Below are 26,342 nucleotides of genomic sequence, written 5' to 3'. Positions count from 1 at the left end.
TTAGGATTTTTTCTGGGAATGATTGTTTTTACAATTAAGACAAGTGAAAAGCTCGTCATGTTTGGGAAGTCAGCTTTAGCTTTATCCTGCGGCAGATTGTTTGTTGGAGGCACTTATAAAGAGTATAATAGTAATGAGAAGGAGGTCGAATATAAATGAGTCAAGATATCCTAACGATTACTGAAGCGGCAAGCTTTCAAATAAAAGATATGATGAAAGAGCATGGTGAACAAGAGGCTTATTTGCGTGTAGCTATTCAAGGAGGGGGGTGCAGCGGCCTTTCTTACGGCATGGGGTTTGACCATGAAGTACAAGAAGGAGATGTTCAATTGGAACAACATGGGATTAAAGTGTTGGTCGATAAAGAAAGCGCTCCTGCTTTAAAAGGAACAAAAATCGATTATAAGCAGTCTATGCTTGGTGGAGGCTTTACCATCGATAATCCGAATGCGATCGCTTCCTGTGGCTGCGGCTCTTCTTTCCGTACGGCTACGAATACAGGTACCCCAGAAGAGTGTTAGAAGAGAATAATTGAAAGGACCCGCCCTAGAAATCCGGTAAAATAAAAGGATTCAGGAGCGGGTCCTTTCAATAAAACACATGTTATTTTATTTAGAAATCATCGGGAAATTCTTTTCGATTTATAGAGCGGTTGTTTTCTAGTACTTGGAATATAGCTTTTTCATGGATGACGATGGACTGTTTCTGACAGCTTTCTCTGTGAGGAATATAATAATTGAAAGAATTTTACATAAATGTTACAATTTCTCTACGAAAACGGTTACACAAGAGGCGGTGGGGGTATGTCTGTTACAATTAAAGATGTGGCGAGGAAAGCAAATGTTTCGGTTGCGACTGTTTCCAGAGTAGTAAACAATTTACCGGGCTATTCTGAAGAAACGAAAAAGCGTGTTATGAATACAATTAAACAAATGGGCTACCAGCCAAATGCCATTGCAAGAGGTTTAATAAGTAAGCGGACGAAAACGATTGGTGTATTGCTTCCGGCTGTATCAGACTTATTTGCATCCGCCATCTTAAACGGTATGGAAGATAGGGCTCATGAGCTTGATTACAGTGTAATTGTTTGTAAAACGGATAAGAATGGTACACGAACAATGAAATATTTACAAATGCTGCGTGAAAAGCAAGTAGATGGAATTCTATTTGTTAGTGATCAGATGACGGATGCCTATTACAATACGATTAAAGGCATGGAGCTTCCTGTGGTGCTTGTTTCCACTCAGTCCCCTTATCCGTTGCCGTATGTAAAGGTCAACGACTATAAGGCTTCTTATGATGCTGTGTCATATTTGATTCAACATGGTCATACCCATATTGGAATGATTGCAGGAACGAAAGGAGATCCGTTGGCTACCATTCCACGTGTACAAGCGTTTAAACAAGCTTTACAAGATCACCAACTATATATCGATGATTGTTCAATTATATATGGGGATTTCAGATTTAGAAGTGGAATAGAAGGAATGGAAAAATTACTTTCCCAATACACTCATGCGCTCACGGCCGTGTTTTGTGCTAGTGATGAAATGGCAGCCGGAGCATTATCCTTTTTACATAAACGAAACATGAAAGTACCTCACGATATTTCAGTCATTGGATACGATAATACTGCAACAGCAGAAAAAACAGTACCACCGTTAACGACAGTTGGTCAGCCGCTTTATGAAATGGGAAGAGTAGCTGTTGAAATCTTATTGGGGCATCAAGCTGAAAAGGAAATCGTTATGCCTCATTCCATTATTGAAAGAGAAACAGTGAGCCCTATTTAAATGAAGGGAAGCTGTTTTATTTTTGAACTGAATATGAAGTTCTAATGAAAATGACGAGTGTTCACTGCACTCGTCATTTTCATTAGAACATAGCGTTATTACAGCTGCTGAATCCTTACCCAATCCGGCTGCAAACAGTTGGAGTGCTCTTAAATAAGTATAAAGGGTGCCTTTCCCTTCAGCCATTTTTATAAGGGAAAGAGTTGATTTCCGAAAGCTGTGAGGAACAAATGTCATGAATATTCGTTCTTTGATTTAAAATAGGTGCGAAAACGATTCCAATAGTTGGCGATGCTAGAAATAAATGAATTTTGTCTTGAAAAAATTTGCGAAAAGGCATATGATGTTTGATAGGCATATTGTTAAGATTTTATGACAATTATATAACAATTTCTTGTCCTTTTTCGACTAATTACGTGAAATGATTCACAAACTCTCTGTGAGACTTTAGAGCAAGGTGACGGATAGGAACAAAATGAGATGCTTACAATAAGAAAAAAACAACGGTTCTTTCGTCAAATTAAAGATAATAATAAAACATTTTATAGAAAAGGTGGATGACATTGCAATGAGAAAGCCTAAAATTGTAATCCTTGGTGCTGGTTATGGTGGTCTTATGACAACTGTTAATCTTCAAAAAAAGCTGGGAGTCAGCGAAGCAGAAATTGTACTTGTAAACAAAAATGACTACCATTATGAAACAACTTGGCTGCATGAAGTATCTGCAGGTACACTGCATCATGACCGTTCCCGCTTTAAAATTGCTGACGTAATTGATAAGAGTAAAGTGAATTTCATTCAAGATACAGTAGTTGACATTAAGCCGGAAGAAAAGCGCGTTATCCTTGAAAATGGTGAAATTGACTTTGATTATTTAGTTGTGGCTCTTGGCTATGAGTCAGAAACGTTCGGTATTAAAGGATTAAAAGAATATGCTTTTTCCCTTGCTAACATCAATGCAGCACGTCAAATCCGTGAGCACATCGACTATATTTTTGCTACGTACAACAACGAACCGGTAAAACGTGATGAATTATTAACAATCGTGGTAGGTGGAGCTGGTTTCACAGGTATTGAATTAGTCGGTGAGCTCGCTAATCGCGTTCCGCAATTATGTAAAGAATTTGATATTCCGCGTGAAAAAGTACGTATCATTTGTGTAGAAGCAGCTCCAATGGCATTACCTGGTTTCGATCCGGAATTAGTGGAGTACGCTGTCACACAATTAGAGCGTAAAGGCGTAGAGTTCAAAATTGGTACAGCGATTAAAGAATGTACAGAAGACGGCATCATCGTTGCTAAGGATGATCAAGTGGAAGAAATCAAAGCTGGTACGGTTATTTGGGCGGCTGGTGTACGCGGAAGTCATCTGATCGAGAAAGCTGGTTTTGAAAACATGCGCGGCCGTGTAAAAGTAGATCCTCATTTGCGTGCCCCTGGTTATGACAATATTTTCATCGTTGGGGATTGTTCATTGATCATCAATGAAGAAATCAATCGTCCATATCCGCCAACAGCACAAGTTGCAATGCAAGAAGGTGTGACATGTGCCAAAAATTTAGCTGTATTAGTTCGCGGACAAGGCGAAATGGAAACTTTCAAACCTGATTTGAAAGGTACAGTATGTTCATTAGGGCATGATGATGCGATTGGTATCGTATTCGACCGAAAATTATTCGGCTCAAGTGCTTCATTCATGAAAAAGGTAGTAGACAACCGTGCATTGTTCTTACAAGGCGGAGCGGGTCTTGTAATGAAAAAAGGTAAATTCAACTTCTTCTAAAATAAAAAAACGGCAGGCTAAAAGCCTGCTGTTTTTATTTTATCCAATTCATGTGTTTTTTACCAACAAAATCAGTGTATAGTATGGTTTAATGAAAGAATAAAAGGGGAGAAATCAAATGGTTAAAAAGAGGGGAAAAGTCTGGCTTGCGGTCAGCGGACTTGTGTTGACAGAAGATGGACGGTATCTTGTTGTAAAAAAGCATTATGGCGGTTTAAAAGGGAAATGGTCGTTTCCTGCAGGGTTTGTGGAAGAAGGAGAAACGCTTGACGAAGCAGTAATCCGGGAAGTGATGGAGGAAACAGGAGTTCAAGCAGAAGTTGTAGGCATGATTGGAGTTCGATCAGGGGTCATTCAAAACGAAATTAGTGACAATATGATCATTTTCCTTATGAGAGCCAAGCACACGGATATTATCGTACAAGAGAAGGAACTGGAAAAGGCTGCTTTTTTAACAAAGGACCAACTGTGTTTTGACGAAAATACCTCTTTATTGGTAAAGTACTTTATTGAGCAGCCATACCAACTATTGAATATGTATGAGCATTTGAACCCGGGAAACCAATTTGGATACACGGCGTATAAATTATTTGTATGAATATGAAAGAAAATTAAAGAAAAACATACATGTATACGTTTACATTATTAAAAAAGGGGCTATAGAGCTCCTTTTCATTTAAATAAATATTTGATATATTATCTGAAAATTCAATTAAATTAAAAGGGGATCGAAAAAATGAATGAATGCTTATTATGTGATGGTCATGGATATGTAACGGTACTAATGGGTGGAACCGAAACTTGCTTACACTGTCAAGGGACAGGTACAAAAGAAGCGGAGGAAGTAAAGGCCGTCTATTCACGTGAATAAAGGGAGCTGCCATCAGGATATTACTGTCTTAATGAGGAATAAACTTATTTCAATAACGGGGTACGGATAAAAAACATCCGTTCCCCGTTATTTATATGGATTCATATACACCTTTTTAGTACACTAAAAAAGGATGTGTACAGGAGGTGAGGAAACATGGAAATGAGTATTCCGGTTTTATTAATATCCATTTTGCTATTTTTTGTTTTATTCTTTGGAATCGGTTTCTTATTAAATATGTTATTAAGAATGTCATGGATCATGGCGGTTTTATATCCCATCGTTTTCATTTTAATTATTGATGATATAAGATTTATTGAATACATTCAACAGCCTGGACCTTCCTTTTCTCATTTAGGGGGGAAAATCTCTTCCCTGGCTGCGGCTGATATTGCGATTTTAACAGCAGGTTTCACAGGGGCGATTGTCTCTGGCATTGTGATCCGCTGGCTGCGTGCAAAAGGATATAGAATGTTTTAAAACAGACTGGATGGAAAGGGGGCAAAAGCCTCCCTTTCCATCTAGTCTGCTGAAAGGACCCGTCACCAAAATCCAGTAAAATTATGGATTGGTTGACGGGTCCTTTCAGTAAAATAATTACTATGATCCTCTATGGTGACCTTGTGAATCAGCCATTTTTTCTGCCTGCATGGCTGTTTTAAATTGGGATAAAGTAACAAAAAATATCGGTAGAATTGTTGTGTAAAAATGTGGCATTTCCTCATTCGCGAATAATTTCTTTTCTGTTTGGAAAGGAATAGAATCGTGAGAGGAGTTGTCATATTCGTAATGATGAAGAAAATAATAAAAAGGTTAAGTATGACATTATTGTTTATAGGTGCTTTAATCACAACAGGCGAATCGATTTCTGGCGTAGAAGCGAAGACGATTGCGAATTGGGTTTATGAGCGTACACCTTGGTCCGGCTCTAATGAATCTTTTTTTACATACTCATATAAAGACAACGATTATAAAGCCAATTCATTGTCTTATAGAAAATTATTCCATGAAAGCCAAACATTCACACAAATATCGAGTGAACAAACTGTTATGAATCCCCAAAGTCCGTCATTGGAAACAGCGATTGACTGGTCAAAGTATCCGGTTCACAATGTGTTAGCCACTGGTTATACGGCAGGGTATGAATCGACAGGAAAAAAACCTGGACACCCTTCTTATGGAATAACATATTCCGGGGTAAAGGTAAAACGTGATTTATACTCGACCATCGCAGCTGATTTGAATGTCTTTCCGATTGGAACGATTCTATTTATTCCGGGCTACGGCTACGGAGTGGTAGCCGATAAAGGCGGTGCTATTAAAGGGAATCGCTTGGATTTATATTATGAAACGGTAAATGACGTGTATGAGTCTTGGGGAAAGAGAACGCTGGACGTATATATAGTAAAACGTGGGAGCGGAAAGCTAACGGAAGAAGAGCTGACTCTGTTAAACGAAAACAAATCAATGCAAGTATTCCGTCAACAATACATTGGAACAAAATCTTCCTAAAGTAAGTATTGCCTCATTGGGCTACGCCCTTCACATTCCCTGAGGTGGGAGTCTTCAGTCGGGAAATATGATTACCGAGGTAGAAGAGATGAAAATCAGTCCAGGACAGTATGTTTTGGACTGATTTTCCTGAAGGGAGATAACATGATTATTTTAGATTCTCTTTATGAATATTTCCTTAATTATCATCAATAAGGTGTCTACAAAAGAAAGAAATAAATAAAACAAGAAATAGCAATGCCTGTAATGGCTCCGAAAAAAACTTCAATGGGCTGATGTCCTAGTAACTCCTTCAATTTCTCTTGTTTCTCCTGTTCAGCTTGATCCGGCCACATTTTCGCTTCCGTAATAAAATGATTAAAATCTTCTACCAATTTGTTCAGTACAATAGCCTGTTCACCAGCGTGCCGGCGCACCCCTGTGGCATCAAACATGACAATGACGGCAAAAATTGTGGAGATGGCAAAATAGGGAGAGCCAAATCCTTCAGTTAGACCGATTGCTGTAGTTAAGGATGTAACGGCTGCAGAATGAGAACTTGGCATTCCTCCTGTACTAAAAACAAGCCCCCAATGAACTTTTCTTGTTGCGATGAATTCAATCGGAACTTTTACAACTTGGGCAAAAACGATAGCTGCAAAAGCGCTCCAAAGCGGAAAGTTTGTGAATAAATCCATAAATTACGCTCCTTTATTAACAGGTTATTCCAGCTTTTGATATCATATATTATAGGTGATGTTCAAAAAATCCGGGAAAAATGACCGTCGAATTTACTTGTACAGGACGTACTGATCCGACGTTCGCCACAGGACGTGGCGGTTCTTAGTCGGACGGCGTCAGCTTTCGCTCCGTTCCTTGGAAAAGAAAATCACTTTTCCTGCGTGCGATGAAGAATTGTAAGAAGCTTTCCCTTGTGCTCAAAGCGGCGCTTCCTTGAACTTCTCGTTCCTTTTTGTCCTCCTTTTTGAGCATATATTTATATAAACCTTTCCCTGAAAGAAGTGGACATAATCTCTAAATAGGGGGGAGAAGCGATGGCTTGCTATCCTTTAGAGTACTATGAATTTTTTATTAAGTTCAATGAGGGAGATTATTATACCTGCCACGATTTGTTAGAAGATATGTGGATGACGGAAAAAGATAATCTATTTTTGAAAGGCTTGTTGCAATTAACCGTTGCCCTATACCATTATGGATATGGAAATATAAAAGGGGCAAGGGCGATGATGGGTGCAGCGTGTCAATATTTACAGTCTTATCGGCCTTTTCATTGGGGGCTGGATCTTGAACCGATTTTCTTGTTTATGGAAAAGTGTTTAGGTGTTTTTCCAAAAAATATGGATTCCGTCCCGTTTGAGTTGATTGATACTTTGCCGGTATTGCCTAATCTTATTTTATATCTAGAAGAGTAACAGAAAGGGGTTTCTTTATGTTTACAGTTAAAAACAACGTCGATTTACAACAGAAAACAGAAATTTTAGTCGTTGGGATTTTTAATCAAAATCAGCAGACGCAAGGATTGATGGCAGAAATTGATGAAGCGTTGGGGCACGAATTGCTGACATTCATTAAAGAGGGCGACATTGCGGTTAAAGCAAAACAAGTTTCGAAGCTTCACACGTTTGGGAAGCTTGGGGCAAAGCGTCTTTTTTTTGTCGGCCTCGGCAAAAAAGAAAAGCTGACGGAGCAAGATTTAAAAGAATCCTTTGGTTTATTATTTAAAGCGGTACAACAGGCAAAGCTACAAGAGGTTTCGATTGCCCTTGAGACATTTTTGACAGACAATCTTGATACATATGATGCAGCACATGCTTTAAGCGAAGCGTGGCCGCTCGCTACCTATAAATTTGAGGATTATAAGAAAAAATCAAATGAGCCGGAAAAACAACTCGAGCATGTGATTGTATACGCAGATGGAGATGAAAAAGAGCTGCAGGCGGCTTTAACTGTCGGATATACGTACGGAAAAGCAACGAATTCTGCCCGCACGCTTGTCAATTTGCCCGGCAATATGCTTACAGCAACAGACTTGGCGAACTACGCTGCAGAGCTCGCGGAAAGGTACCATTTCGAACTGGAAATACTCGAAAAAGAAGATATGGAGAAGCTCGGAATGGGAGCGCTTCTTGCTGTAAACAAAGGATCTGTTGAGCCTCCGAAAATGATTGTACTGAAACACCAAGGAAAAGAACAATGGGACGATGTAATTGGTCTGGTGGGAAAAGGAATTACCTTTGATACAGGAGGCTATTCCCTTAAACCGAAAGACGGCATTGTTGGTATGAAAACAGATATGGCTGGCGCAGCATCCGTATTAGGCGCGATGGAAATCATCGGCGAATTGAAACCTGAACAAAATGTGGTGGCGGTCATTCCTTCTACAGATAATATGATTAACGGGGAAGCTTTAAAACCCGATGATGTCATTACATCCATGAGCGGAAAAACGATTGAAGTGTTAAATACGGATGCGGAAGGAAGATTGGCACTTGCTGATGCTGTTACGTATGCGAAACACCATGGGGCCAACTATTTAGTCGATGTGGCGACACTGACAGGAGGCGTGATTATTGCTCTTGGAATGCATACGACAGGGGCTATGACAAACAATGAAGAGTGGTTTGAACAAGTACGGGAAGCAAGCATGGAAGAAGGAGAGCCGATGTGGCAATTACCGATTTTTGAAAAGGATAAGGAACGTGTTCGGGGAAGTAAAGTTGCCGATTTAAATAATTCACCCGGACGTGAAGGGCACGCCATTATGGGGGGGGCTTTTATCGGTGAATTTGCAGAAGACACCCCATGGGTACATTTAGACATTGCGGGAACCTCAGAGGCGAAAGCAAATCATGCTTTAGGGCCTGAAGGGGCAACCGGGGTGATGGTTCGTACGCTGGCGACTCTTGTAGAACGATTTGAAGCAAAGTAATGATAAGGTGGAAGGCCTGTTATGTATTTAATGTGCATAGCAGGCCTTTTTCCATCGATATCGAAACGTAGTCTATCGGTGTTATATGTCTCTCTGATAAAATGAGAATTTAATTATAACAAAATATAATATTCAGAAAATTTATTGATGTATATCTTTTAGTGTCAATTTCTTATAAGTCATTCAACAACCGACAGATAGCAAAGAAACGGTGATTATAGAAGTTTCCTTTATAAAATCCTCCAGATAACCATTGACAAAATTATTATACATAATATAATAAATTTATTATTTTTAATTCTCTAATGTTTTACCATACTAAAGAAAAAGTTGGGGGTCTCATACATGAATGCAGTCATTCTTGCCGTTCTCGCCATGCTTGTGTTGAGCTTGCTGCGTGTAAATGTCGTATTCTCTTTGATTATTGGCTCCATGGTCGGAGGACTAACCGGCGGCCTTGGTTTAAATAATACAGTTGAAGTCTTTACGGGAGGATTGGGGAACAGCGCTTCCGTCGCGTTGAGCTATGCGCTCCTTGGCGGTTTTGCTGTAGCGATTTCTAAAACGGGATTACCAGAAGCCGTCGTTCAATTTGCTTTGAATATAGTAGGGCGCAAAGGTGATTCCAAGCGTAAAGCTCTATCAAAAGTCTTAATCGTGTTTATTATATTATTAATGTCTTGCTTCTCACAAAACTTAATTCCGATTCACATTGCTTTTATTCCAATTTTAATTCCATCTCTGTTGAAGGTGTTTAATGAGTTACAGTTGGATCGCCGCTTGATTGCAACGGTCATTACATTTGGTCTCATTACACCATATGTTTTCCTACCAACAGGATTTGGAGCTATTTACCATGATATCGTGTTTACAAATATGAAAGAAGCGGGAATGGCGATTGATAAAGCTGATATTCCGACAGCTATGGCTATTCCAGTGTTGGGAATGGTATTTGGTTTATTACTTGCCGTTTTCATCTCTTATCGTAAGCCGAGAGTTTATAAGGACATTGAAGTTAATCAAGATGGTGTTCAAAAGGGCTATACAACAAAAGGCATTGTAGTTGCATTGGCAGCGATTATCGCTTCTTTAGTCATTCAGCTTCAGCTTGATTCCATGATTTTTGGAGCTTTGGCTGGAATTATCGTTGTGTATTTCAGCGGCAGTATTAAATGGAATGAAGCGGATAGTATGCTGACAGATGGAATGAGAATGATGGCATTCATCGGTTTTGTTATGCTGTCTGCATCTGGCTTTGCCAGCGTTCTTCAAGAAACCGGGCATATTGATACACTCGTAAAAAACTCAGCTGATTTAATCGGAAATAGTAAAGCGATCGGTGCCTTAGCCATGCTGGTTATCGGATTGTTGGTAACAATGGGTATTGGTTCATCCTTCTCGACGATTCCAATCATTGCGGCGATCTTTGTTCCTTTATGTATGGAACTTGGCTTTAGTCCTCTTGCTACCATTGCTATCATTGGTACGGCAGGAGCACTGGGAGATGCCGGTTCGCCGGCTTCTGATAGTACATTAGGGCCGACATCAGGTTTGAACATTGACGGACAGCACAACCATATTTGGGAAACGTGTGTGCCAACTTTTATTCATTACAACATTCCATTAATCATTTTCGGATGGATTGCCGCGTTAGTTTTATAAGTTCAAAAAATCCCTCAAAAGGACTTACTCGCCTTTTGGGGGATTTTTTTGTAAGACAATCTATTTCATTACGGATACAATAATATAAAGTCATGTATAAGGAAGTGGGAAAATGTTTTTTGGAAAAGTAAAACCAGCCTCTTCTAAAGACAGCCGGGTTCCGCCTAATCAAAATGTCACAACTAAATTTCCGGTCCTGCATCATGGAAATATTCCTTCCTATTCAGATTTGAACCAATGGGATTTAACGGTTTTTGGCCTGGTGGAATGTCCTCGAGTATTCACGTATGAACAGCTAATGAAGCTTCCTCAAGCAGAGGTTTCTACTGATATTCATTGTGTAACAGGTTGGTCAAGATTGGATAATAAGTGGACAGGAATATCTTTGTCAGAGCTTTTAGAGCATATAAAAATAAAGCAGGGAGCTCGTTATGTTGTTTTTCATGCAGAGGAAGGGTGGACATCTAATATTCCGCTTGAGGATTTTTTGAAAGAAACGACTTTATTGGCTCATTCACATAATGGAGAAACGTTAACACCTGAGCATGGGTTTCCATTTCGAGTAGTAGTACCTCATTTGTATTTTTGGAAAAGCGCCAAGTGGTTGAGGAAAATTGAGTTTACGGCGGATGATCAACCAGGGTTTTGGGAAAAGAATGGCTATCATAATTACGGAGATCCCTGGAAGGAACAACGCTTTTCCTGGGATTGACTTGCAAACCATTCATAACCGCTTTGGTGATAATAGGAAATGGCAGAGGAAGGTTTGTTTGTCCGAACATCTCTTTGAGACAACACATATACTGGAGGAAAGGACAATGTGAAAGGTTCTAACAATTCCATTGCTCTTTTTTATTAAGTGTGATATTGTTTACGGAAATACCTAAAATGAGGTGACTGGAAATGAGAAGTGTAACTTTAGCGGATATTTTTATTCACCCAATCGCTCAAAAATATTTGAAACGATCCGGCATTGCGCATGCTGTTTCTGTCGCTTATCACGCCTATCGTCTTGCCATTCAATTCAATGTGAGCCCCGATTTGGCTGCAAAGGCTGCGTTACTGCATGACATTGGACACTACGAATGGTACACAGACGGGCAGTGGGATTATAAAAAATATAAAGAAAATGATATTCACGCCATTAAAGGGGCGGAAAGAGCTCATAAATTACTGATTCGTCTCGGTGAAGAACCACAAAATGCGAAAGAAATCGCATTGGCTATCTTACTGCATACCGATTCCTATTTACCGGAAGGGACATTAAAACAGCGCCCGCTGCAAAAGGTTGTACGTCTTGCTGATGAAGCGGATGAGGAGCCTGGCGGGAAGCATCATTACCGTGAAATGAGCGATTCTCTGGCGTTAAAAAAGATAAAAGAACTTGATGAAAAAATTGATCAATGGCTTCAATATAAACCATTTGAGCAGTTTGGTTCATAAAACAGCAATGATGACAACATCATTGCTGTTTTATTTTTCGGGAGGAAGTCTTGCAGACTTCCTCCCGAAAAATAAAAAGCAGCATATCGCTGAAAGAAAGTTATGCAGAAAATAAGGAGAATTATGTAGAACATACGGATAAAAGTGGTAGAATATGGATTATAAAGAGAAGGAGCTGATACATATGAATGTAAAAAGTACATTGATTGAAGCATTGGGAATTGAAATTACACATTTGAGTCAGGAAAAAGTGACGGCAACGATGCCTGTAGATGAGCGGACGAGACAGCCATTTGGCTTGCTTCACGGCGGCGCATCCGTTGCTTTGGCAGAAACGGTAGCCAGTATCGGGGCTTACGAATGTTTGGATAAAGAAACGGAAACCTGTGCGGGTCTAGAAATTAACGCCAACCATGTTCGTGCTAAACGGGATGGAATTGTGACGGCAACAGCGACTCCTATTCATAAGGGAAAAACGACGATGATATGGGAGATAAAGATTACGGACGAGGAAGAGAAGCTTATTTGTATTTCCCGCTGTACAATGGCAATCCTGCAAAGAAAATAAACAGCGTTTTTAAAAGAGCCAAGATTACAAAGAGGATAAATGGAATGAAAAATAAATACATCATGAGTTACGTTTCGTTATTAACCATAACATTCTATAATAGTATGTTAAAGAGCCTGCCGATATAGAACAGGGAGCGTGGATGTTTTCATCTACGCTCCCTGTTCTATACATAAGGCGATCACAAGCAATCTTCAACTATTTTACCCCGCATCAATGGGCTGCTGCCGTGCTTGCTCATACTCTCTTTCGCCTATTTTCTTTGCTTCAAGCATTTTTTTGAGAATGAATTGCTGCCGTTTAGTCGTTTTAGGTGAAGAAGCCAATGGATCGTACAAGCTCGGGTTATTGGGAATAGAGGCTAAAAAGGCCATTTCTCCCAATGTCAGCTCATGGACTTTCTTTTTGAAGAGATTGAATGCTGTTCCATTCAATGGTGAACAAAAAAGAACGACAACGAATATGGGTAATTGAATACATAATAGGAGAAACCCGGCAAACGTTCTCAAATGATTCACTCTTTCTATAGTTCATATGTCACAAATGTCATTTTAGCAAAGGCAAAGGCGAATCGCTACGGGAAATTTCGGTTTATTTAAGGGCTGAATGAAGTTTCACTTTCTCGTAAAAAAATAATAATTTGGGGTAATTGCCTCAATCAATTAGACAGGCTGATGAATAAAGTAGAAATGAAACGCCTTGAAAATTCAGAATTTTTTAAAGGAATGTAAAAAATAGGCGTATAATCAAATGTTACATGATATAATGAAGTAATAATCATGTACGGATAATGCTTTAGGGGTGAAGAGTAGATGAATTATGACCATCAGTATTTGTTTATCGATTTTGAATTTACAATGCCTGAGGGCAAAGGGAATCCAAAAGGCTTTTTCCCTGAAATTATTGAAGTTGGTATTGTCTCCGTCGTCAATCAAGAAATTCGCGATACTTTCTCTTCTTATGTCAAACCCGCTGCTTTCCCTATATTGACAGAACGTTGTAAGTCCTTTCTTAATATTCAACAAAATCAGGTAGATAATGGCATAAGTTTAGAAGAGCTCATCCATCGATTGGAAGATTATGAACGTCTTGCTGCAAGTACCATCATTACATGGGGAAACATGGACATGAAGGTGTTAAAGCATAATTGCCAAAAAAGCGGACTGCCGTTCCCTTTTAAGGGAAAACAAATCGATCTTTCAATGGAATACAAACGTTTCTTTGGAGATCAAAATCAAACGGGGCTTTGGAAGGCAGTACAGGAATATGGAAAAGAAGGGACAGGCAAACATCATTGTGCACTTGATGATGCCATGACAACATACAACATTTTTAAACTCGTAGAAAATGACAAACGATATTTAGCGCAGCCGGAGCCTACCACGATTGGTGACCGGGTTGATTTCTCTAAATTGCTTAATAAATTTGCATTGTAAAAGCCAAATCAACAATAAGAGTGATTTGGCTTTTCTATTTTAGTTTCGCCTCATCATCGGGTAATATCCATTTCCCCTGTTAGGAACGTCCTCTAAAATACTCTTGTTTCAACGAATTCAATCTTTCTTTACTCATGGAAGCATAGCTTGATTGTTCGCTGTCCAGCTGTTCCATTAATTGGTCGAGTGCAAGAGCTAAAGAAGAATAATAGTCTGGAATTTCTCCTACATATGGTTTGACCATGTTTTTCGGTATGTTTGTTTGTTCATGAAAAGCGAGGGCACGGCGTTCGTGGAAGAATGGAACTTCTGCTTGCTTTGGATTATGCAAGTCTCCTTGCTGTGGATGTTTCAAAACTGCTTTTACTTTTACAAGATAATGAGAAGAGCGGTCTTGTGTAATTTCACCGATATATTTTCCAGTTTTATAAATGCCGGTCACAATATCGCCAATTTTTAATTCGTTTTCGTTCATCATTCATGATCCTCCTTGATAGATGGGTGTAAAAATATTATAAAGGATATAGGACAAGCTGATTATAGGTGAGGTGTTAAATTTGTTATTATTTTTTACTCTTCAGTTATTTCTCTATTTTCCGGAAGATAAATCCGAATATATCCCGGCCGCCTTTACGATGCTGCTTTTTGGAGTGGCCGCTGTAGTGACGATGAAGTTTATTATAAGGATATCCAAAAAAGAAGCACAGGCAGCTAAACAGCTGGAAGAAAAATTGAAAGACTCCAATCGGGAATAAGCGTCTGTTCAATCCAATAAAGTGAATGTTTATGTACCAACTATTAGTTAAATCAACCAGATTTTTACGGGTTGTGAAAGGGGCTAAAAAGGTTTAAACTTCTGCCTCACTGGAAAAGATGTTGAAGACACTAAGACACTTTTTATTGGAGGAGCTTATGAAAAAAGCAGCTAGTATTTTCTTTCTTACTTTTTTCTTTCTAGCTGGTTGTATGGAACAGCAAATAACAAAAAAAGATGTAGAGTTGTTTAATACTGCAGGTGATTCCCTTGGAACCGTAACAATGAGTGAAAAGGCGGATGGTGTTGAATTGGAGCTTGCTCTGGAAGGGCTTCCTCCCGGTGAACATGCTATCCATATCCATGAAAAGGGAAGTTGTGATGCACCCGAGTTTAAATCGGCCGGCAACCACTTTAATCCTGAGGGAAAAGAACACGGGTTACTTCATCCAGAGGGTGCCCATGCAGGAGATCTCCCTAATTTGATTGTAAAAGAAGACGGGAAATTTAGTGGAACATTCATGGCACCGGGAGTCACGATGAAGGAAGGGAAAAATTCCTTACTTCAGAGCCAGGGCACATCTCTTGTTGTTCATAAAGGAAAAGATGATGGGATGACCCAGCCTGCCGGCAATGCAGGGGAACGCATCGCATGCGGAGTGATTTCGGAAAATAAAGAAAAGAAAAAAGAAGCGGAAGAAACAGGAGCCAAAGAGGGAAAAAATGAGTCTGGCAAGGAAAAAGAGTAGCGAAAAGAGGATAGGGCAAAAATCAACTTTGTTGGCTATTCTCCTAAAAGGAACGTCATTCAAATGTAGAATTTGAATGACGTTTTTTAGGTAAAACATATTCTTATATATCTAAAAAGGATTGGTAAAGGCGTTCCAAACCGTCTTCTAATAGCTCTCTTGGGCATCCGATGTTTAGGCGGACAAATCCGCTGCCGTATTGTCCATATTTAGTTCCTGGTTCGAGTGCAATTTTCCCTTGTTCGATTAGGAGAGTACGAATCTTGGCATCAGATAATCCAAGACCTCTGCAATCGATCCAAATCAAATAAGTTCCTTCAGGCTCCATGACTTTCAGTTTAGGAAGTCGTTCACGGATAAAGCGGCAAGCATACTGAATATTATCCTGTAAATAGGTAAGCAAGTGTTCAAGCCATTCTTCTCCGTCTCGATAAGCTGCTTCCAAGCCGACGATACCCAATGCATTTAAAGAGAAGAAACCTTGTTTTTGCTGCATACGAGTAAACGCTTCTCGCATTTCTTTATGTTCAATAATTGCTGCCGACGCCTGCAAACCGGCTAAGTTAAAGGTTTTGCTCGGCGACACAAACGTAATAACCTTGCTGCTGTCATGATGGCAAAGTGAAGAGATTGGAATGTGCTTGTGAGGCTTATAGACAAGGTCGGCATGGATTTCGTCCGAGAGCAAAATGACATCGTATTTTCGGCAAAGGTTATATACATTCTCCAACTCATCTCTCTTCCATACTCTCCCACCTGGATTGTGCGGGCTGCATAAGATCATCATCTTGACATTTTGTTTCAGCTTTTGTTCTAAGTCTTCAAAATCCATCATATAGCGGTCGCTTTGAAGCACTAACGGATTTTCAATAAGTGTACGTTCGTTTTGTTTTATCATATTGAAAAAAGGGGCATACACAGGTGTTTGAATTAAAATGGCATCTTGCGGTTCAGTTAAAGCCTGGATAGCCATACTGATGGCGAATACGATGCCTGGGTTATAAACAAGCCACTCCGGCTCAATCTGCCAACCATGTCGCTTTTTCAGCCAGTTTACAAGCGTTTCATTTGTTTCGGTTGTTGTCATTGCATAACCAAAAATTCCATGATCGATTGCTTTTTGTAATGCCTCTCGTACAGGTGCAGGAGCTTGGAAATCCATATCGGCTACCCACATGGGCAGTAAATCATCAGAGCCGAAGAAGGTTTGAACCCCATCCCATTTTACAGAATGAGTCTGTTTTCGATTCGTGATATAATCAAAAGGCTGTTGCATTATATTTTATCCTCCTATGTAACAAAATGAAAATATTTCTATATAACGTATTATTCGATTGAATGGAGATGAATCCTTTTAAGGAAAATGAGAGGTGATTTTTGTGGATAGTATGCAAAATACGAACATCCAGTTGATGGAAAATTTATTAACATGGGATCCGCTTGGTTATGGAACAGACGCTTATGAAACAGAAGTAATAGATGTGCTTGAAGCGGTTCATCGGTATGACGAGAAAAAACAGCTGGCACGCCGCATTCAAAGCATTTATGAGTTTTCATTCGAGGAAATCATTCCTTTATCGCTTTGTGAGAAGAAGGCAAGCGAGCTTTTACTTATTAAGAACACCGGTACATGTGAAATATAACTCTGACAGGTAAGAGTGGATGTCCTATAAGGCTCTAATAAATCATAAAAGCTGGTTTTTATTGGAAGGCCCCTTCAAATAATCCTTTGGTTTTACTGGATTTTCATGAAGGGGCCTTTCAGGAGGATGGGTCAAAAGGGTTTCTTTTCCCTCTTAGTATAAAAATTGCAGCATGTGATTTTGAATAGCTTCCGGTTTTTCCTCAGGAACGAGATGCCCTGTTCGCTGAAAGGAAATAAGGGTAGAATTCTGGATATCCGTTTGTAATCGTTTTCCAATTTTTAAAGGGACAACCTGGTCTTCCTCTCCCCAAATCAACAGGCTTGGAGTTTCAATAGAACGTAAATCGTTTGAGGATAAATCTCCTTCCCGATCGCGAATCATCCGGGTTAAGGCCATGAAAATACGGTCGTCACCAAACGGTTTTGTATATCCTTCAATCATCTCTTCATCAATCATGTTTAAATCATATACCACGTTTTGTAAATTTCCGCTGACTCCTTTACGGCCAATCCATGTTTTCACCCAAAGATAAAAGTAAGGAATATAAGAGGAGAAAATTAAGCTGTAGTGGGCGCGGCTTAAATAGCCTGAGCTGCACAGCAAAATGATTTTTTCCACTAAATCCGGCTTCAATTTGGCGACATTTAGAGAAATTTGTCCCCCCATTGAATGTCCCACAAGTGTCACTTTAGATAATCCGAGTTTTTCAATGAGAGCGATGATGATATTGGCCAAGTTTTTATAAGAGTAAACAAATGTCAGTGATTTCTCGCTTTGCCCGAAAGGGGGTAAATCCAGTGCGATAATGGAGAAGTCCTCTGCTAATAGCGGAATGAGCCGACGAAAACTAAAGCTGGAAGATAGAAATCCATGAACCAAAACTAGGGTTGGTTTCTTAGGTGAATATCCGTGCAGCTCGTAATAAACGGAGACGCCGTTTATTGATTCAAAATGTGATGAAAAAGGAGGATGGTTCGTCATACTTTTCACTCCAACTATATTTTATGGACAGGAGGATGTTTCAAAAGATAGGTGTCTCGTCTTTTGGAGCCATCCCCTTCGTTAATTTTTTTATAGTTTCCCCGTAATGGTTCTATTTAAGCGTTATTTCATTTTCCAATTTTTATTTCTGTTTTTCGTTGACGGAAAATTCCGTTTTTGATATTGTTATTTGTTATAATGATGGTTGAATTGATTTAGGAAATGGGAGGATTCATGATGTTTTTACAAGAAAAAGAATTGGAAATCCTTGAAATACTGGAAAGAAATAGTCGTATTGCGGTGGATGTCATTGCCAAAATGGTGGATTTGTCGCTTGAAGAAACAACGGCTATCATTAATAAGCTTGAACAAGAAAAAGTCATTGTACAATATGGAACAGCTATAAATTGGAAGAAAGTGGACGGTCATGAAAACGTGACAGCGATGATTGATGTAAAGGTCACACCAAAACGCGGTGTAGGGTTTGATGAAATCGCTGAACGCATTTATCGCTTCACTGAGGTCAAATCGGTTTATTTAATGTCCGGAGCATATGATTTATCCGTCATTGTAGAAGGAAGATCTATGTCGGAAATTGCCTACTTTGTATCTCAAAAGCTATCTACGCTTGATTCTGTTTTATCGACGACCACTCACTTTATTTTAAAGAAATACAAGCATGACGGAACGATTTATGAGCAAGGCGAAGATGATCGAAGAATTGTGGTGTCCCCGTAATGAAATCATATCTATCTAAACAAGTGGAACAGTTGAAACCCTCAGGTATACGTCGCTTTTTTGACTTGGCAGCGGGTATGGAAGGCGTCATTTCGCTTGGAGTGGGGGAGCCGGACTTTGTCACTCCCTGGTCTATATGTGAAGCCTCCATCTCATCATTGGAACGGGGATATACGGCTTACACGGCAAATGCAGGTTTGGTTGAACTCAGACAAGAAATTGCCTCATATTTGCATTTGCAGTTTCATATTACATACGATGCGCTATCGGAAGTAATTGTGACTGTTGGAGGAAGCCAGGCGCTGGACATCGCGATGCGTGCTATTTTAGATCCGGGTGATGAAGTGATTATTCCGGAACCGACTTTTGTTTCGTATGCTCCGCTTGTTTCGTTGGCGGGAGGCCATCCTGTAGGGGTTGAGACAACAATCGATACCGAGTTTAAGCTGGAAGCGGAACAACTTGAAAAGGCAATCGGCCCGAAAACGAAGGCGCTTCTCCTTTGTTCACCGAATAATCCGACAGGGAGCTTATTGACGAAAGAAGAATTAGAGAAGATTGCCCAGATTGTCAGAAAACATGATTTGCTGGTCATCTCGGATGAAATCTATGCAGAGTTAACATACGATGGGGAACATTCCTCTATCGCCTCTTTGGATGGAATGAGAGAGCGAACGATTTTAGTCTCCGGCTTTTCAAAAGGGTTTGCCATGACAGGGTGGCGGCTAGGATACATTTGCGCTCCGAAAACATTGGCTCAAGCTATGCTTAAAATTCATCAATATGCGATGATGTGTGCTCCCACTATGGCTCAGTATGGGGCGATCGAAGCGTTGAAAAATGGGCGTGAGGATGTAGAGCATATGCGAAGAAGCTATCGCAGACGCCGAAATTATATGGTTAAATCGTTAAATGAAATTGGCTTGGACTGTCATTTGCCTGGAGGAGCTTTTTATGTGTTTCCTTCGGTGGTAAGAACAGGAATGACGTCCGAAGAGTTTGCGGAGAAACTTCTGATAGAAGAGCGGGTTGCTGTTGTACCGGGAAGTGTATTTGGCAGCGGCGGTGAAGGGCACGTTCGTTGTTCATATGCGTCTTCAATGGAAGTATTGCAAGAGGCAATTGGAAGAATGCAGAGATTTGTCAATCGTCACGCGTGAGGCGGAGCATAACGGGCCATGACCAGTTAAGGCTGGTCATGGCCCGTTCCGTTATGTACATGATAAAATAGTCTAGTGACTTTTCTTTTGCCTATGGATAAGGAAAAAAGGATGAACATAAAAAATTGGCAGAACCTTTTAAGAGGTTTTGCCAATATGAAAAAAGGGGGGGAATACTATAGAAAGCCTTATGTTTGTAGTATAGCCATCTAAGGGAATCTTTAAACAAGCAATTTAGTTAATTTATTCTGCAACCTCATATTTTTGTTCAAATACTGTTCTTACGAGCTGCAAATATTGAGGTTCATTTAAATCCTTCATTTTTCTTAAAATGAATTTTGCCTTTTCTATTCCAATCTCGTGAATTAATTCTACTAGTTCCTCATCTATTTCTGCATGGACAATTCCTTCCTCTTGTACCCCTGTTAACTCCGTAATAGGAACATCCAATACAGTGGAGATTTTTAATAAAGTTTGACGGTCTGGATTTTTTTCTCCATTCTCGAATTTAGTGATAGTAGAAACGCCTAATCGCGCTTTGAGAGCGAGTTCGGTTTGTGTCATCTTTTTAAGTTCGCGATACATTTTAATATTTTGTCCTATACGTTCCATAAGTGAAGCCCCCTCAAATATTGTTCTACTTCCATCTTATCATGATTAAAGCATAAGGTATTGGAATTTTCTGAACAAAAAGTGACACTTTATTAATCTATTTTTTTAGAAGCTTTTTTGAAAAAACTGCAGCAAAAAGCCCTTTTTTTTACGAAATGTAATATAATGTTAAATTGTGGTTTTTATTAATGCGGCAAATCTTCCGTGTAACAAAGATCAAAAAAGAGACGTTTAATGAATGGAACGGGGGAGGGGAAAAAGTTGAATGAAGAAGAGTTAATAGCAAAAGCAAAAGATGGAAATGATCATGCTTTTCAGCAACTCATTCAATTGCATTACACTACAGTGGAAAAGTTCGCCTATCAGCTTGGGAATAGGCGGGATGAAATAGAAGACATCACACAAGAAGTGTTCATCCGTGTGTATCGCTTTTTGGATCAGTTTACACAAGCTAAGTTTACCACTTGGCTATATAAGATTACCTTAAATGTCACGAGGGATATGGCTAGAAAAAGAAGCCAAAACTTAAAAAAGGTATTTAAATTTCAGCAGCAGCCCGATGAAGACCATCCTCAAGTGGAAACCCATTTGCTTCAAAGTGAAGAAGACCGGATGCTTCATATATGTCTTCAAACATTGAATGAAAAGTACCGTACACCCATTATTCTTTTTTATTTTCATGACAAGAAGTACGAGGAAATTGCAGAAATCATGTCAATCAGTCTATCAACCGTCAAAACAAGAATTCTTCGAGGAAAAACGATGCTGAGGAAAGCGGTTGAAGAATTTGAGGCGAAAGAGGGTGGAAAATATGGATGACAAAATATTTGAACAACGTTTAAAGCAACTAAAGGATTCCTATGAACGAATTCCCCCGGTTAGCTCACCGCAGACTATAATGGAACATATCCAAAAACATGAAAAGAAAAAAGAGCGGAAAACATGGTTCCATTTACCATATGTGGCGAGTTTCATTGGAGTCCTTCTTCTTGGTGCGATTTTTGGCATGCCATTCCTTCAACAGCTCTCATTAAATGGTGAATCAAATCTATCTGCACGTTCCCAACAAAAAAATGATGAGGTGGAATTAAAGGCTGACGATGGCAAAACCGTGAATCAGCTTGCTGAATCAAAGGTCATGGAGGCCCCTTCCTATCAGTTGAGCGATGAAAAGTACAATGAAGCTGTACGGGATTTATCGATGATTTATGATCAACTTGCGGCAAATCTGAGAAATAAGCTGGTCACAGAGGAAATCGATCATTACTCCTTTGTGAAAGAAGCACAAAAGAAACTGAATGGATTTAAGACAAACGTCAAAAATGAATCTAAAAGTGAAGAGCAGTTTATACAGCTTTGGGATGAGCACCGGACATTTATTATTCAAAAGATGGAGACCCCTGATATTGAATATGCAGAACTGCAACAAGATGCAAAAGCAGAAGATGGTCAAATGCAAGATTATACTGAATCCAGTCTGCAGTCTTTAATTAATAAACAAAATGAGCTGTTGCCCGCTTACCAGGAAAGGTGGCGCAATGTTCAATCAGAGATTACGTCAATTAATGATATGAATGCATTTCTAAAACAATTAAATGATGTGCAATCCTCCTCTTCTAAAGGCATTCAAGAATTTAAGCTGTTCGCTGTAGGCAGCGGGTATGAATTTTATGACGAAGGAGAAGGAATGGTGGGATTGCGTATTGACTTCAAAAGAATGCAAAAAATCTTTAACCCTTATATCGGACCGGCATTCCGCCAACGGCTGAAAATGCTTTCTGAAAAGAAAATAGCAGTTGACGGTACCTTGAATGTCACATTCGAACAGTTAGGGGATTATATTGTAGAGCTTGAAAAAACAATCTTGGCAGATCCATCCTCTCCAGGTGCAAATATGTTATATGAACAATACAAACAAGCTCTTGGTTACTATCTGCTTGGAATTGATAATAAGTCTATATTCGATTCCAGAGGCACATTAAAAAAAGAGGTGAAGCAAAATTATCGAATGTTTTTAAAAGCGCACGGAGATACAAAATCGTACAACGCTGTCAAAAAACATTACGAAATGTTGGAACGCTTCGACTTTAAAAATGTGGATGAAGTGACAAAAGCCAAAATTGATTATCCAGTTTTATTGACTGGGGATACAGCAGCAAATGAAAGCGCAAAAATTGAAGAAGCACTATACCCGCTTCCCGAGGAACTTCAAATGATTTAGCGAAAACCAAAACTCCTTCATATTTTCACTCAAGGTTGTACATGATAAATAAAGAATAATACATTTTTGATTAAAATCACATTTTGTGGTATACTTTTTACTTGCATATACTTTGGGCGAAATTAAACATGATATAGGAGTGTTCTCATGAGTGAAAAAATCGAAGTAGGAAATGTTTTAAAAGGAAAAGTAACTGGAATTCAACCATACGGCGCATTTGTAGAAATCGCTGAAAATACTCAAGGCCTTGTTCATATTTCTGAAATCCAACATGGATTTGTAAAAGATATTAACGAACATTTAAAAGTGGGCGATGAAGTAAACGTGAAAGTTCTTTCTGTTGATGAGGCATCTGGCAAAATCGGTTTATCTATCCGTGCAACAGAAGAAGCACCTGCACAAGAAGAAGTTGCTGCAAAGCCAAAAGCTCCAAAGAAGCGTCAAGCAACTGTACAAACGCAAACAACTGAAGCACCTCAAGGTTTCAATACATTAAAAGAGAAGCTTCAAGAGTGGATTGATCAGTCTGATCGTAAAGATTTAATTAACAAGTAATTGTGGAAAAGCGTCCAGTTGGGCGCTTTTTATTTTTGCGGTTAGAGTAATTTTTCGTTCAATAAAAAGAAAAGGTCCTTATAAAGGAGCCTTTTCTTTTTGTATTTAGTATTAGCGTGTTGCTCGTGCTTCAGAACGCTCTACTTCTTCAGATGGTTTAAATAGTAAGCCTAAGTTGATTAAACCGGCAATTCCTACTAATCCATAGATAATGCGTGCAAGAGCCGAATCTTGTCCGCCAAAGATTGCAGCCACTAGATCAAACTGGAAAAAACCAATGAGTCCCCAGTTAATGGCACCAATAATTGTAAGAACGAGTGCAATGCGTTGAATCGCGCTCATAAGGTAACCTCCTTAACATGTGATTCCTTATTAGGTTGTTTTTTTTACAAAAAAATATGCATGGTACAAATGCGAATGGAAATAACTTTTCAAGAGGCACTTTTCTTTACAGCTGGAAAAGCGTTTATCATAATAAGGCGTGAAAGGGAGGTTACAAACATGAATTCATTTACATTTTATAACCCAACTAAGCTGATTTTCGGAAAAGGAGAATTACAGCAGTTAGAGCAAGAACTCATTCATTATGGCAAAAAGGTGCTTCTCGTATATGGAGGAGGCAGCATTAAACGAAATGGTCTTTATGATCAAGTGATAAATATTTTGGGGAAAACAGGAGCCCAAGTTTTTGAACTGCCGGGAGTAGAGCCAAATCCTCGTCTTTCTACTGTACATAAGGGTGTAGAGATCTGTAAAAATGAAAACATAGATTTTTTATTAGCAGTCGGAGGAGGCAGTGTGATTGATTGCACGAAGGCCGTGGCAGCAGGAGCCAAATACGACGGAGATGTATGGGATATCGTCACAAAAAAAGCAGAGGCAACAGATGCTCTTCCATTTGGAACGGTTCTTACTCTTGCGGCAACTGGGTCTGAAATGAATGCCGGTTCGGTTATTACAAATTGGGAAACGAAAGAGAAATATGGCTGGGGAAGTCCATACACATTCCCTAAGTTTTCGATTTTAGATCCTGTGAACACATTCACGGTGCCGAAAGATCAAACGACTTACGGCATTGTGGACATGATGAGCCATGTGTTTGAACAATATTTCCACCAAGTTTCCAATACGCCGCTTCAGGATCGTTTATGTGAATCTGTATTGCAAACCGTGATGGAAGCGGGATCTAAGCTTGTCAATGACCTTGAGAATTATGAGCTTCGCGAAACCATCCTTTATTCGGGTACCATTGCGTTGAATGGTATGCTTCAAATGGGTTATCAAGGGGATTGGGCTACCCATAACATTGAACATGCTGTATCGGCGGTCTATGACATCCCTCACGGCGGCGGTCTTGCTATTTTATTCCCGAACTGGATGAAGCATACTCTTCATGAAAACGTAGGCCGCTATAAACAATTGGCTGTTCGAGTATTCAGTGTGAAGCCTGAAGGAAAAACGGATGAGGCTATCGCGCTTGAAGGGATTGAGAAGCTGCGCGAGTTTTGGTCCAGTATTGGTGCGCCTTCTCGCTTGGCTGATTATGAAATCGGGGATGAAAACCTTGAACTCATGACTGACAAAGCAATGGCATACGGGGAATTTGGACGTTTTAAAGTATTGGATAAAGAAGATGTGCTTACGATCTTAAAAGCTTCTCTCTAGAGAGTGTGTTCGCTTGAATATGGTTATTTTCAGGGGATTCATTCGTTTTGAAAAGCATCACGCTGAAGAACAGCAGCTTATCAACACTACACTCTAACATAGTCTTGGAAAAAACAAAAAATGCCTCAGCTATGCTGAGGCATTTTTTGTTTTGTTTCAACCGTTTGAACTGAACTTGCTTCTTTTTTCATTTTTAAATCATCCTGCACCGTTTTTTCCCATAACGGAACATTGGTATAATAGGCAGCACGGCTGATCAGATGTCCGGCGACGGGAGAAGTTATGAAAACAAATACAATCCCCAATACTAAACGGGCGCTGATGTACCCCTTCTCTGCCCAGAAGAACAGCAGTGCTCCTGTTAAGATGAACATAATACCGAGTGTAGCACTCTTAGAGGCCGCGTGGCTGCGTGTATACGTATCAGGAAGGCGAATGATGCCAATCGTTGTAATCAAGCTGAGAAGAGCGCCTAGGATGATGAGAATGGCAGCGCCATATTTAACGATTTCGGTCATTTTCAATAATCTCTCCTTTCTCTAAGAACTTGGAAAAAGCAATGGTCCCGATAAAGGAAATAATACCGAATAGTAAAATGACTTCAAAATAAGCATCTGTGCGAAAAATCACACACACAATCCCTGTCATTCCAATTAAATTGACTCCAATTGCATCAAGAGCCATTACACGGTCAGGTGTAGAAGGTCCCTTGACCGCGCGATAAATTAAGCCGATGGTGGCAATCGAGATAATGACGAGAGCGGTATTCAGTAGTCCTTCGATCATAATCGGCTCACCTCCATAATGGCTTTTTCGAATGTATTTTTAATGTCATCGATCGTCTCGTCCACGTCATTGATGTTCATCGCGTGAATATAGAGAAGAGCGTTATCATCTGAAATGTCGACGACGAGCGTACCTGGAGTGAGCGTAATCAAGTTTGCTAAAACAGTGATCTCCCACTCCCTCTTGACTGTGATGGGAAGGGCGAAAATGCATGGCTGTATATCCAGCTTAGGCTTCAAAACATCTTGAATGACCGCAATATTGGATTTGAAAAGCTCCCGCAGAAAAATGAACAGCAATTTCACGACTGCATAGACTCGCCCAAGATAAAAACGTTCTGAGAAAAAACGTCTTAAGATAAAGAGAATCAGAATTCCAAGAATGTAACCAATTACAAAGGTAATACCAGCCCGCGAGTTATTGAGAAACATCCAGACAAATGCGATAACGAAATTGAGTAATATTTGAAAAGACATAT

The 26,342-nt window shown here is 39.6% G+C and carries 34 protein-coding genes; 24 read left to right on the top strand and 10 right to left on the bottom strand.

The features are described from left to right. The first annotated feature begins 18 nt into the window (after positions 1-18). The 8 genes from BK575_RS28805 to BK575_RS24655 all read left to right on the top strand — a co-directional run bounded on the left by BK575_RS28805 (position 19) and on the right by BK575_RS24655 (position 5,959). Positions 19-159, top strand: a complete 141-nt coding sequence (locus BK575_RS28805; RefSeq protein WP_169907978.1) for a hypothetical protein — start codon at positions 19-21, stop codon at positions 157-159. Then, positions 156-521 carry a HesB/IscA family protein gene (locus BK575_RS24680; protein ID WP_078414181.1) on the top strand — a complete coding sequence of 122 codons (366 nt, stop codon included), beginning with the start codon at positions 156-158 and terminating at the stop codon, positions 519-521. Before BK575_RS28805 ends, BK575_RS24680 begins: the two co-directional genes overlap by 4 nt. Before the next feature lie 282 nt (positions 522-803). After that, positions 804-1,793 carry a LacI family DNA-binding transcriptional regulator gene (locus BK575_RS24675; RefSeq protein ID WP_078414180.1) on the top strand — a complete coding sequence of 330 codons (990 nt, stop codon included), beginning with the start codon at positions 804-806 and terminating at the stop codon, positions 1,791-1,793. 568 nt (positions 1,794-2,361) lie between these two features. Beyond that, on the top strand, positions 2,362-3,576 hold the full coding sequence (locus BK575_RS24670; protein ID WP_078414179.1) for an NAD(P)/FAD-dependent oxidoreductase: 1,215 nt from the start codon (positions 2,362-2,364) through the stop codon (positions 3,574-3,576). Between the two features lie 118 nt (positions 3,577-3,694). Beyond that, positions 3,695-4,174: an NUDIX domain-containing protein gene (locus BK575_RS24665; protein WP_078414178.1), complete on the top strand. Its 480-nt coding sequence runs from the start codon at positions 3,695-3,697 to the stop codon at positions 4,172-4,174. A gap of 138 nt (positions 4,175-4,312) precedes the next feature. Then, complete coding sequence (locus BK575_RS28800) at positions 4,313-4,447, top strand: YuiA family protein (RefSeq protein ID WP_169907976.1); 135 nt, start codon at positions 4,313-4,315, stop codon at positions 4,445-4,447. Positions 4,448-4,603: 156 nt separating this feature from the next. Beyond that, positions 4,604-4,927, top strand: a complete 324-nt coding sequence (locus BK575_RS24660) for a YuiB family protein (protein WP_078414177.1) — start codon at positions 4,604-4,606, stop codon at positions 4,925-4,927. Positions 4,928-5,236: 309 nt separating this feature from the next. Beyond that, positions 5,237-5,959, top strand: coding sequence for a 3D domain-containing protein (locus BK575_RS24655; protein ID WP_169907974.1), 723 nt, complete (start codon positions 5,237-5,239; stop codon positions 5,957-5,959). A gap of 200 nt (positions 5,960-6,159) precedes the next feature. Here BK575_RS24655 and BK575_RS24650 read toward each other — a convergent pair whose 3' ends face one another. Continuing rightward, positions 6,160-6,636 (bottom strand): divergent PAP2 family protein, encoded by a 477-nt coding sequence (locus tag BK575_RS24650; protein WP_078414176.1) that lies wholly within the window; start codon positions 6,634-6,636, stop codon positions 6,160-6,162. A 357-nt stretch (positions 6,637-6,993) separates the two neighbouring features. Here BK575_RS24650 and BK575_RS24645 point away from each other — a divergent pair, with 357 nt between their 5' ends. The 6 genes from BK575_RS24645 (at position 6,994) to BK575_RS24620 (ending at position 12,561) form a co-directional block, all read left to right on the top strand. Continuing rightward, positions 6,994-7,371: a DUF309 domain-containing protein gene (locus tag BK575_RS24645; protein WP_078414175.1), complete on the top strand. Its 378-nt coding sequence runs from the start codon at positions 6,994-6,996 to the stop codon at positions 7,369-7,371. 17 nt (positions 7,372-7,388) lie between these two features. Continuing rightward, the gene (locus BK575_RS24640; RefSeq protein WP_078414174.1) at positions 7,389-8,888 is read left to right on the top strand and encodes a leucyl aminopeptidase; all 1,500 of its coding nucleotides are present in this window, start codon (positions 7,389-7,391) and stop codon (positions 8,886-8,888) included. 345 nt (positions 8,889-9,233) lie between these two features. Then, positions 9,234-10,550, top strand: a complete 1,317-nt coding sequence (locus tag BK575_RS24635; RefSeq protein WP_078414173.1) for a Na+/H+ antiporter family protein — start codon at positions 9,234-9,236, stop codon at positions 10,548-10,550. Between the two features lie 112 nt (positions 10,551-10,662). Next, the gene (locus BK575_RS24630; protein ID WP_078414172.1) at positions 10,663-11,262 is read left to right on the top strand and encodes a sulfite oxidase-like oxidoreductase; all 600 of its coding nucleotides are present in this window, start codon (positions 10,663-10,665) and stop codon (positions 11,260-11,262) included. A 191-nt stretch (positions 11,263-11,453) separates the two neighbouring features. Continuing rightward, positions 11,454-11,993: an HD domain-containing protein gene (locus BK575_RS24625; protein WP_078414171.1), complete on the top strand. Its 540-nt coding sequence runs from the start codon at positions 11,454-11,456 to the stop codon at positions 11,991-11,993. Positions 11,994-12,177: 184 nt separating this feature from the next. Beyond that, on the top strand, positions 12,178-12,561 hold the full coding sequence (locus tag BK575_RS24620) for a hotdog fold thioesterase (protein ID WP_078414949.1): 384 nt from the start codon (positions 12,178-12,180) through the stop codon (positions 12,559-12,561). A gap of 203 nt (positions 12,562-12,764) precedes the next feature. Here BK575_RS24620 and BK575_RS24615 read toward each other — a convergent pair whose 3' ends face one another. Continuing rightward, on the bottom strand, positions 12,765-13,070 hold the full coding sequence (locus tag BK575_RS24615; RefSeq protein ID WP_169907972.1) for a transglycosylase domain-containing protein: 306 nt from the start codon (positions 13,068-13,070) through the stop codon (positions 12,765-12,767). Between the two features lie 303 nt (positions 13,071-13,373). On the opposite strand from BK575_RS24615, the gene kapD reads away from it, so the two are divergent. Further along, complete coding sequence (kapD, locus tag BK575_RS24610; RefSeq protein ID WP_078414169.1) at positions 13,374-13,997, top strand: 3'-5' exonuclease KapD; 624 nt, start codon at positions 13,374-13,376, stop codon at positions 13,995-13,997. Between the two features lie 79 nt (positions 13,998-14,076). Here the strand turns inward: kapD and BK575_RS24605 are convergent, their stop codons facing one another. Further along, the gene (locus BK575_RS24605; protein ID WP_078414948.1) at positions 14,077-14,472 is read right to left on the bottom strand and encodes a kinase-associated lipoprotein KapB; all 396 of its coding nucleotides are present in this window, start codon (positions 14,470-14,472) and stop codon (positions 14,077-14,079) included. An 82-nt stretch (positions 14,473-14,554) separates the two neighbouring features. On the opposite strand from BK575_RS24605, the gene BK575_RS24600 reads away from it, so the two are divergent. Continuing rightward, positions 14,555-14,752, top strand: coding sequence for a hypothetical protein (locus BK575_RS24600; protein WP_078414168.1), 198 nt, complete (start codon positions 14,555-14,557; stop codon positions 14,750-14,752). Positions 14,753-14,909: 157 nt separating this feature from the next. Then, the gene (locus BK575_RS24595; RefSeq protein ID WP_078414167.1) at positions 14,910-15,500 is read left to right on the top strand and encodes a superoxide dismutase family protein; all 591 of its coding nucleotides are present in this window, start codon (positions 14,910-14,912) and stop codon (positions 15,498-15,500) included. Between the two features lie 103 nt (positions 15,501-15,603). Here BK575_RS24595 and BK575_RS24590 read toward each other — a convergent pair whose 3' ends face one another. Continuing rightward, positions 15,604-16,776, bottom strand: coding sequence for a MalY/PatB family protein (locus tag BK575_RS24590; protein ID WP_078414166.1), 1,173 nt, complete (start codon positions 16,774-16,776; stop codon positions 15,604-15,606). Positions 16,777-16,888: 112 nt separating this feature from the next. Between BK575_RS24590 and BK575_RS24585 the strand changes: the two genes are divergently transcribed. Continuing rightward, positions 16,889-17,143, top strand: coding sequence for a DUF1871 family protein (locus tag BK575_RS24585; protein WP_078414947.1), 255 nt, complete (start codon positions 16,889-16,891; stop codon positions 17,141-17,143). A gap of 153 nt (positions 17,144-17,296) precedes the next feature. Here the strand turns inward: BK575_RS24585 and BK575_RS24580 are convergent, their stop codons facing one another. Continuing rightward, a complete protein-coding gene (locus BK575_RS24580) occupies positions 17,297-18,127 on the bottom strand; it encodes an alpha/beta fold hydrolase (protein ID WP_078414165.1) in 831 nt (276 codons plus the stop codon). A 237-nt stretch (positions 18,128-18,364) separates the two neighbouring features. Between BK575_RS24580 and BK575_RS24575 the strand changes: the two genes are divergently transcribed. Both BK575_RS24575 and BK575_RS24570 read left to right on the top strand, forming a co-directional pair. Next, a complete protein-coding gene (locus tag BK575_RS24575; protein ID WP_078414164.1) occupies positions 18,365-18,865 on the top strand; it encodes an Lrp/AsnC family transcriptional regulator in 501 nt (166 codons plus the stop codon). Continuing rightward, positions 18,865-20,025, top strand: coding sequence for an aminotransferase (locus BK575_RS24570; RefSeq protein WP_078414163.1), 1,161 nt, complete (start codon positions 18,865-18,867; stop codon positions 20,023-20,025). Before BK575_RS24575 ends, BK575_RS24570 begins: the two co-directional genes overlap by 1 nt. 243 nt (positions 20,026-20,268) lie before the next feature. On the opposite strand, the gene BK575_RS24565 is transcribed toward BK575_RS24570, so the two are convergent. Further along, on the bottom strand, positions 20,269-20,637 hold the full coding sequence (locus BK575_RS24565) for a helix-turn-helix domain-containing protein (protein WP_078414162.1): 369 nt from the start codon (positions 20,635-20,637) through the stop codon (positions 20,269-20,271). 261 nt (positions 20,638-20,898) lie between these two features. Here BK575_RS24565 and BK575_RS24560 point away from each other — a divergent pair, with 261 nt between their 5' ends. The 3 genes from BK575_RS24560 to yugI all read left to right on the top strand — a co-directional run bounded on the left by BK575_RS24560 (position 20,899) and on the right by yugI (position 23,413). Then, entirely contained in the window at positions 20,899-21,456 is a 558-nt protein-coding gene (locus BK575_RS24560; RefSeq protein ID WP_078414946.1) for an RNA polymerase sigma factor, read from the top strand. Next, a complete protein-coding gene (locus BK575_RS24555) occupies positions 21,449-22,858 on the top strand; it encodes a hypothetical protein (protein ID WP_078414161.1) in 1,410 nt (469 codons plus the stop codon). The genes BK575_RS24560 and BK575_RS24555 overlap by 8 nt, the downstream gene beginning before the upstream one ends. Positions 22,859-23,005: 147 nt before the next feature. After that, positions 23,006-23,413, top strand: a complete 408-nt coding sequence (gene yugI / locus BK575_RS24550; protein ID WP_078414160.1) for a S1 domain-containing post-transcriptional regulator GSP13 — start codon at positions 23,006-23,008, stop codon at positions 23,411-23,413. A 111-nt stretch (positions 23,414-23,524) separates the two neighbouring features. Here yugI and BK575_RS24545 read toward each other — a convergent pair whose 3' ends face one another. Continuing rightward, a complete protein-coding gene (locus BK575_RS24545) occupies positions 23,525-23,755 on the bottom strand; it encodes a DUF378 domain-containing protein (RefSeq protein ID WP_078414159.1) in 231 nt (76 codons plus the stop codon). A gap of 159 nt (positions 23,756-23,914) precedes the next feature. Between BK575_RS24545 and BK575_RS24540 the strand changes: the two genes are divergently transcribed. After that, entirely contained in the window at positions 23,915-25,078 is a 1,164-nt protein-coding gene (locus BK575_RS24540; RefSeq protein WP_078414158.1) for an iron-containing alcohol dehydrogenase, read from the top strand. A gap of 125 nt (positions 25,079-25,203) precedes the next feature. On the opposite strand, the gene mnhG is transcribed toward BK575_RS24540, so the two are convergent. Genes mnhG through BK575_RS24525 form a run of 3 tightly spaced genes read right to left on the bottom strand, consistent with a single transcriptional unit; the run spans position 25,204 to position 26,340 of the window. Then, positions 25,204-25,596, bottom strand: a complete 393-nt coding sequence (mnhG, locus tag BK575_RS24535) for a monovalent cation/H(+) antiporter subunit G (protein ID WP_078414157.1) — start codon at positions 25,594-25,596, stop codon at positions 25,204-25,206. Then, entirely contained in the window at positions 25,580-25,864 is a 285-nt protein-coding gene (locus BK575_RS24530) for a Na(+)/H(+) antiporter subunit F1 (RefSeq protein WP_078414156.1), read from the bottom strand. The genes mnhG and BK575_RS24530 overlap by 17 nt, the downstream gene beginning before the upstream one ends. Further along, entirely contained in the window at positions 25,861-26,340 is a 480-nt protein-coding gene (locus BK575_RS24525; protein WP_078414155.1) for a Na+/H+ antiporter subunit E, read from the bottom strand. Before BK575_RS24525 ends, BK575_RS24530 begins: the two co-directional genes overlap by 4 nt. Positions 26,341-26,342: the final 2 nt, after the last annotated feature.

The organism is Priestia abyssalis, from assembly GCF_002019595.1.
GTDB classification, from domain to species: domain Bacteria; phylum Bacillota; class Bacilli; order Bacillales; family Bacillaceae_H; genus Bacillus_BA; species Bacillus_BA abyssalis.
The sequence above is the reverse complement of the archived record's forward strand: the minus strand, read 5'-3'. Positions and strand labels throughout refer to the sequence as shown.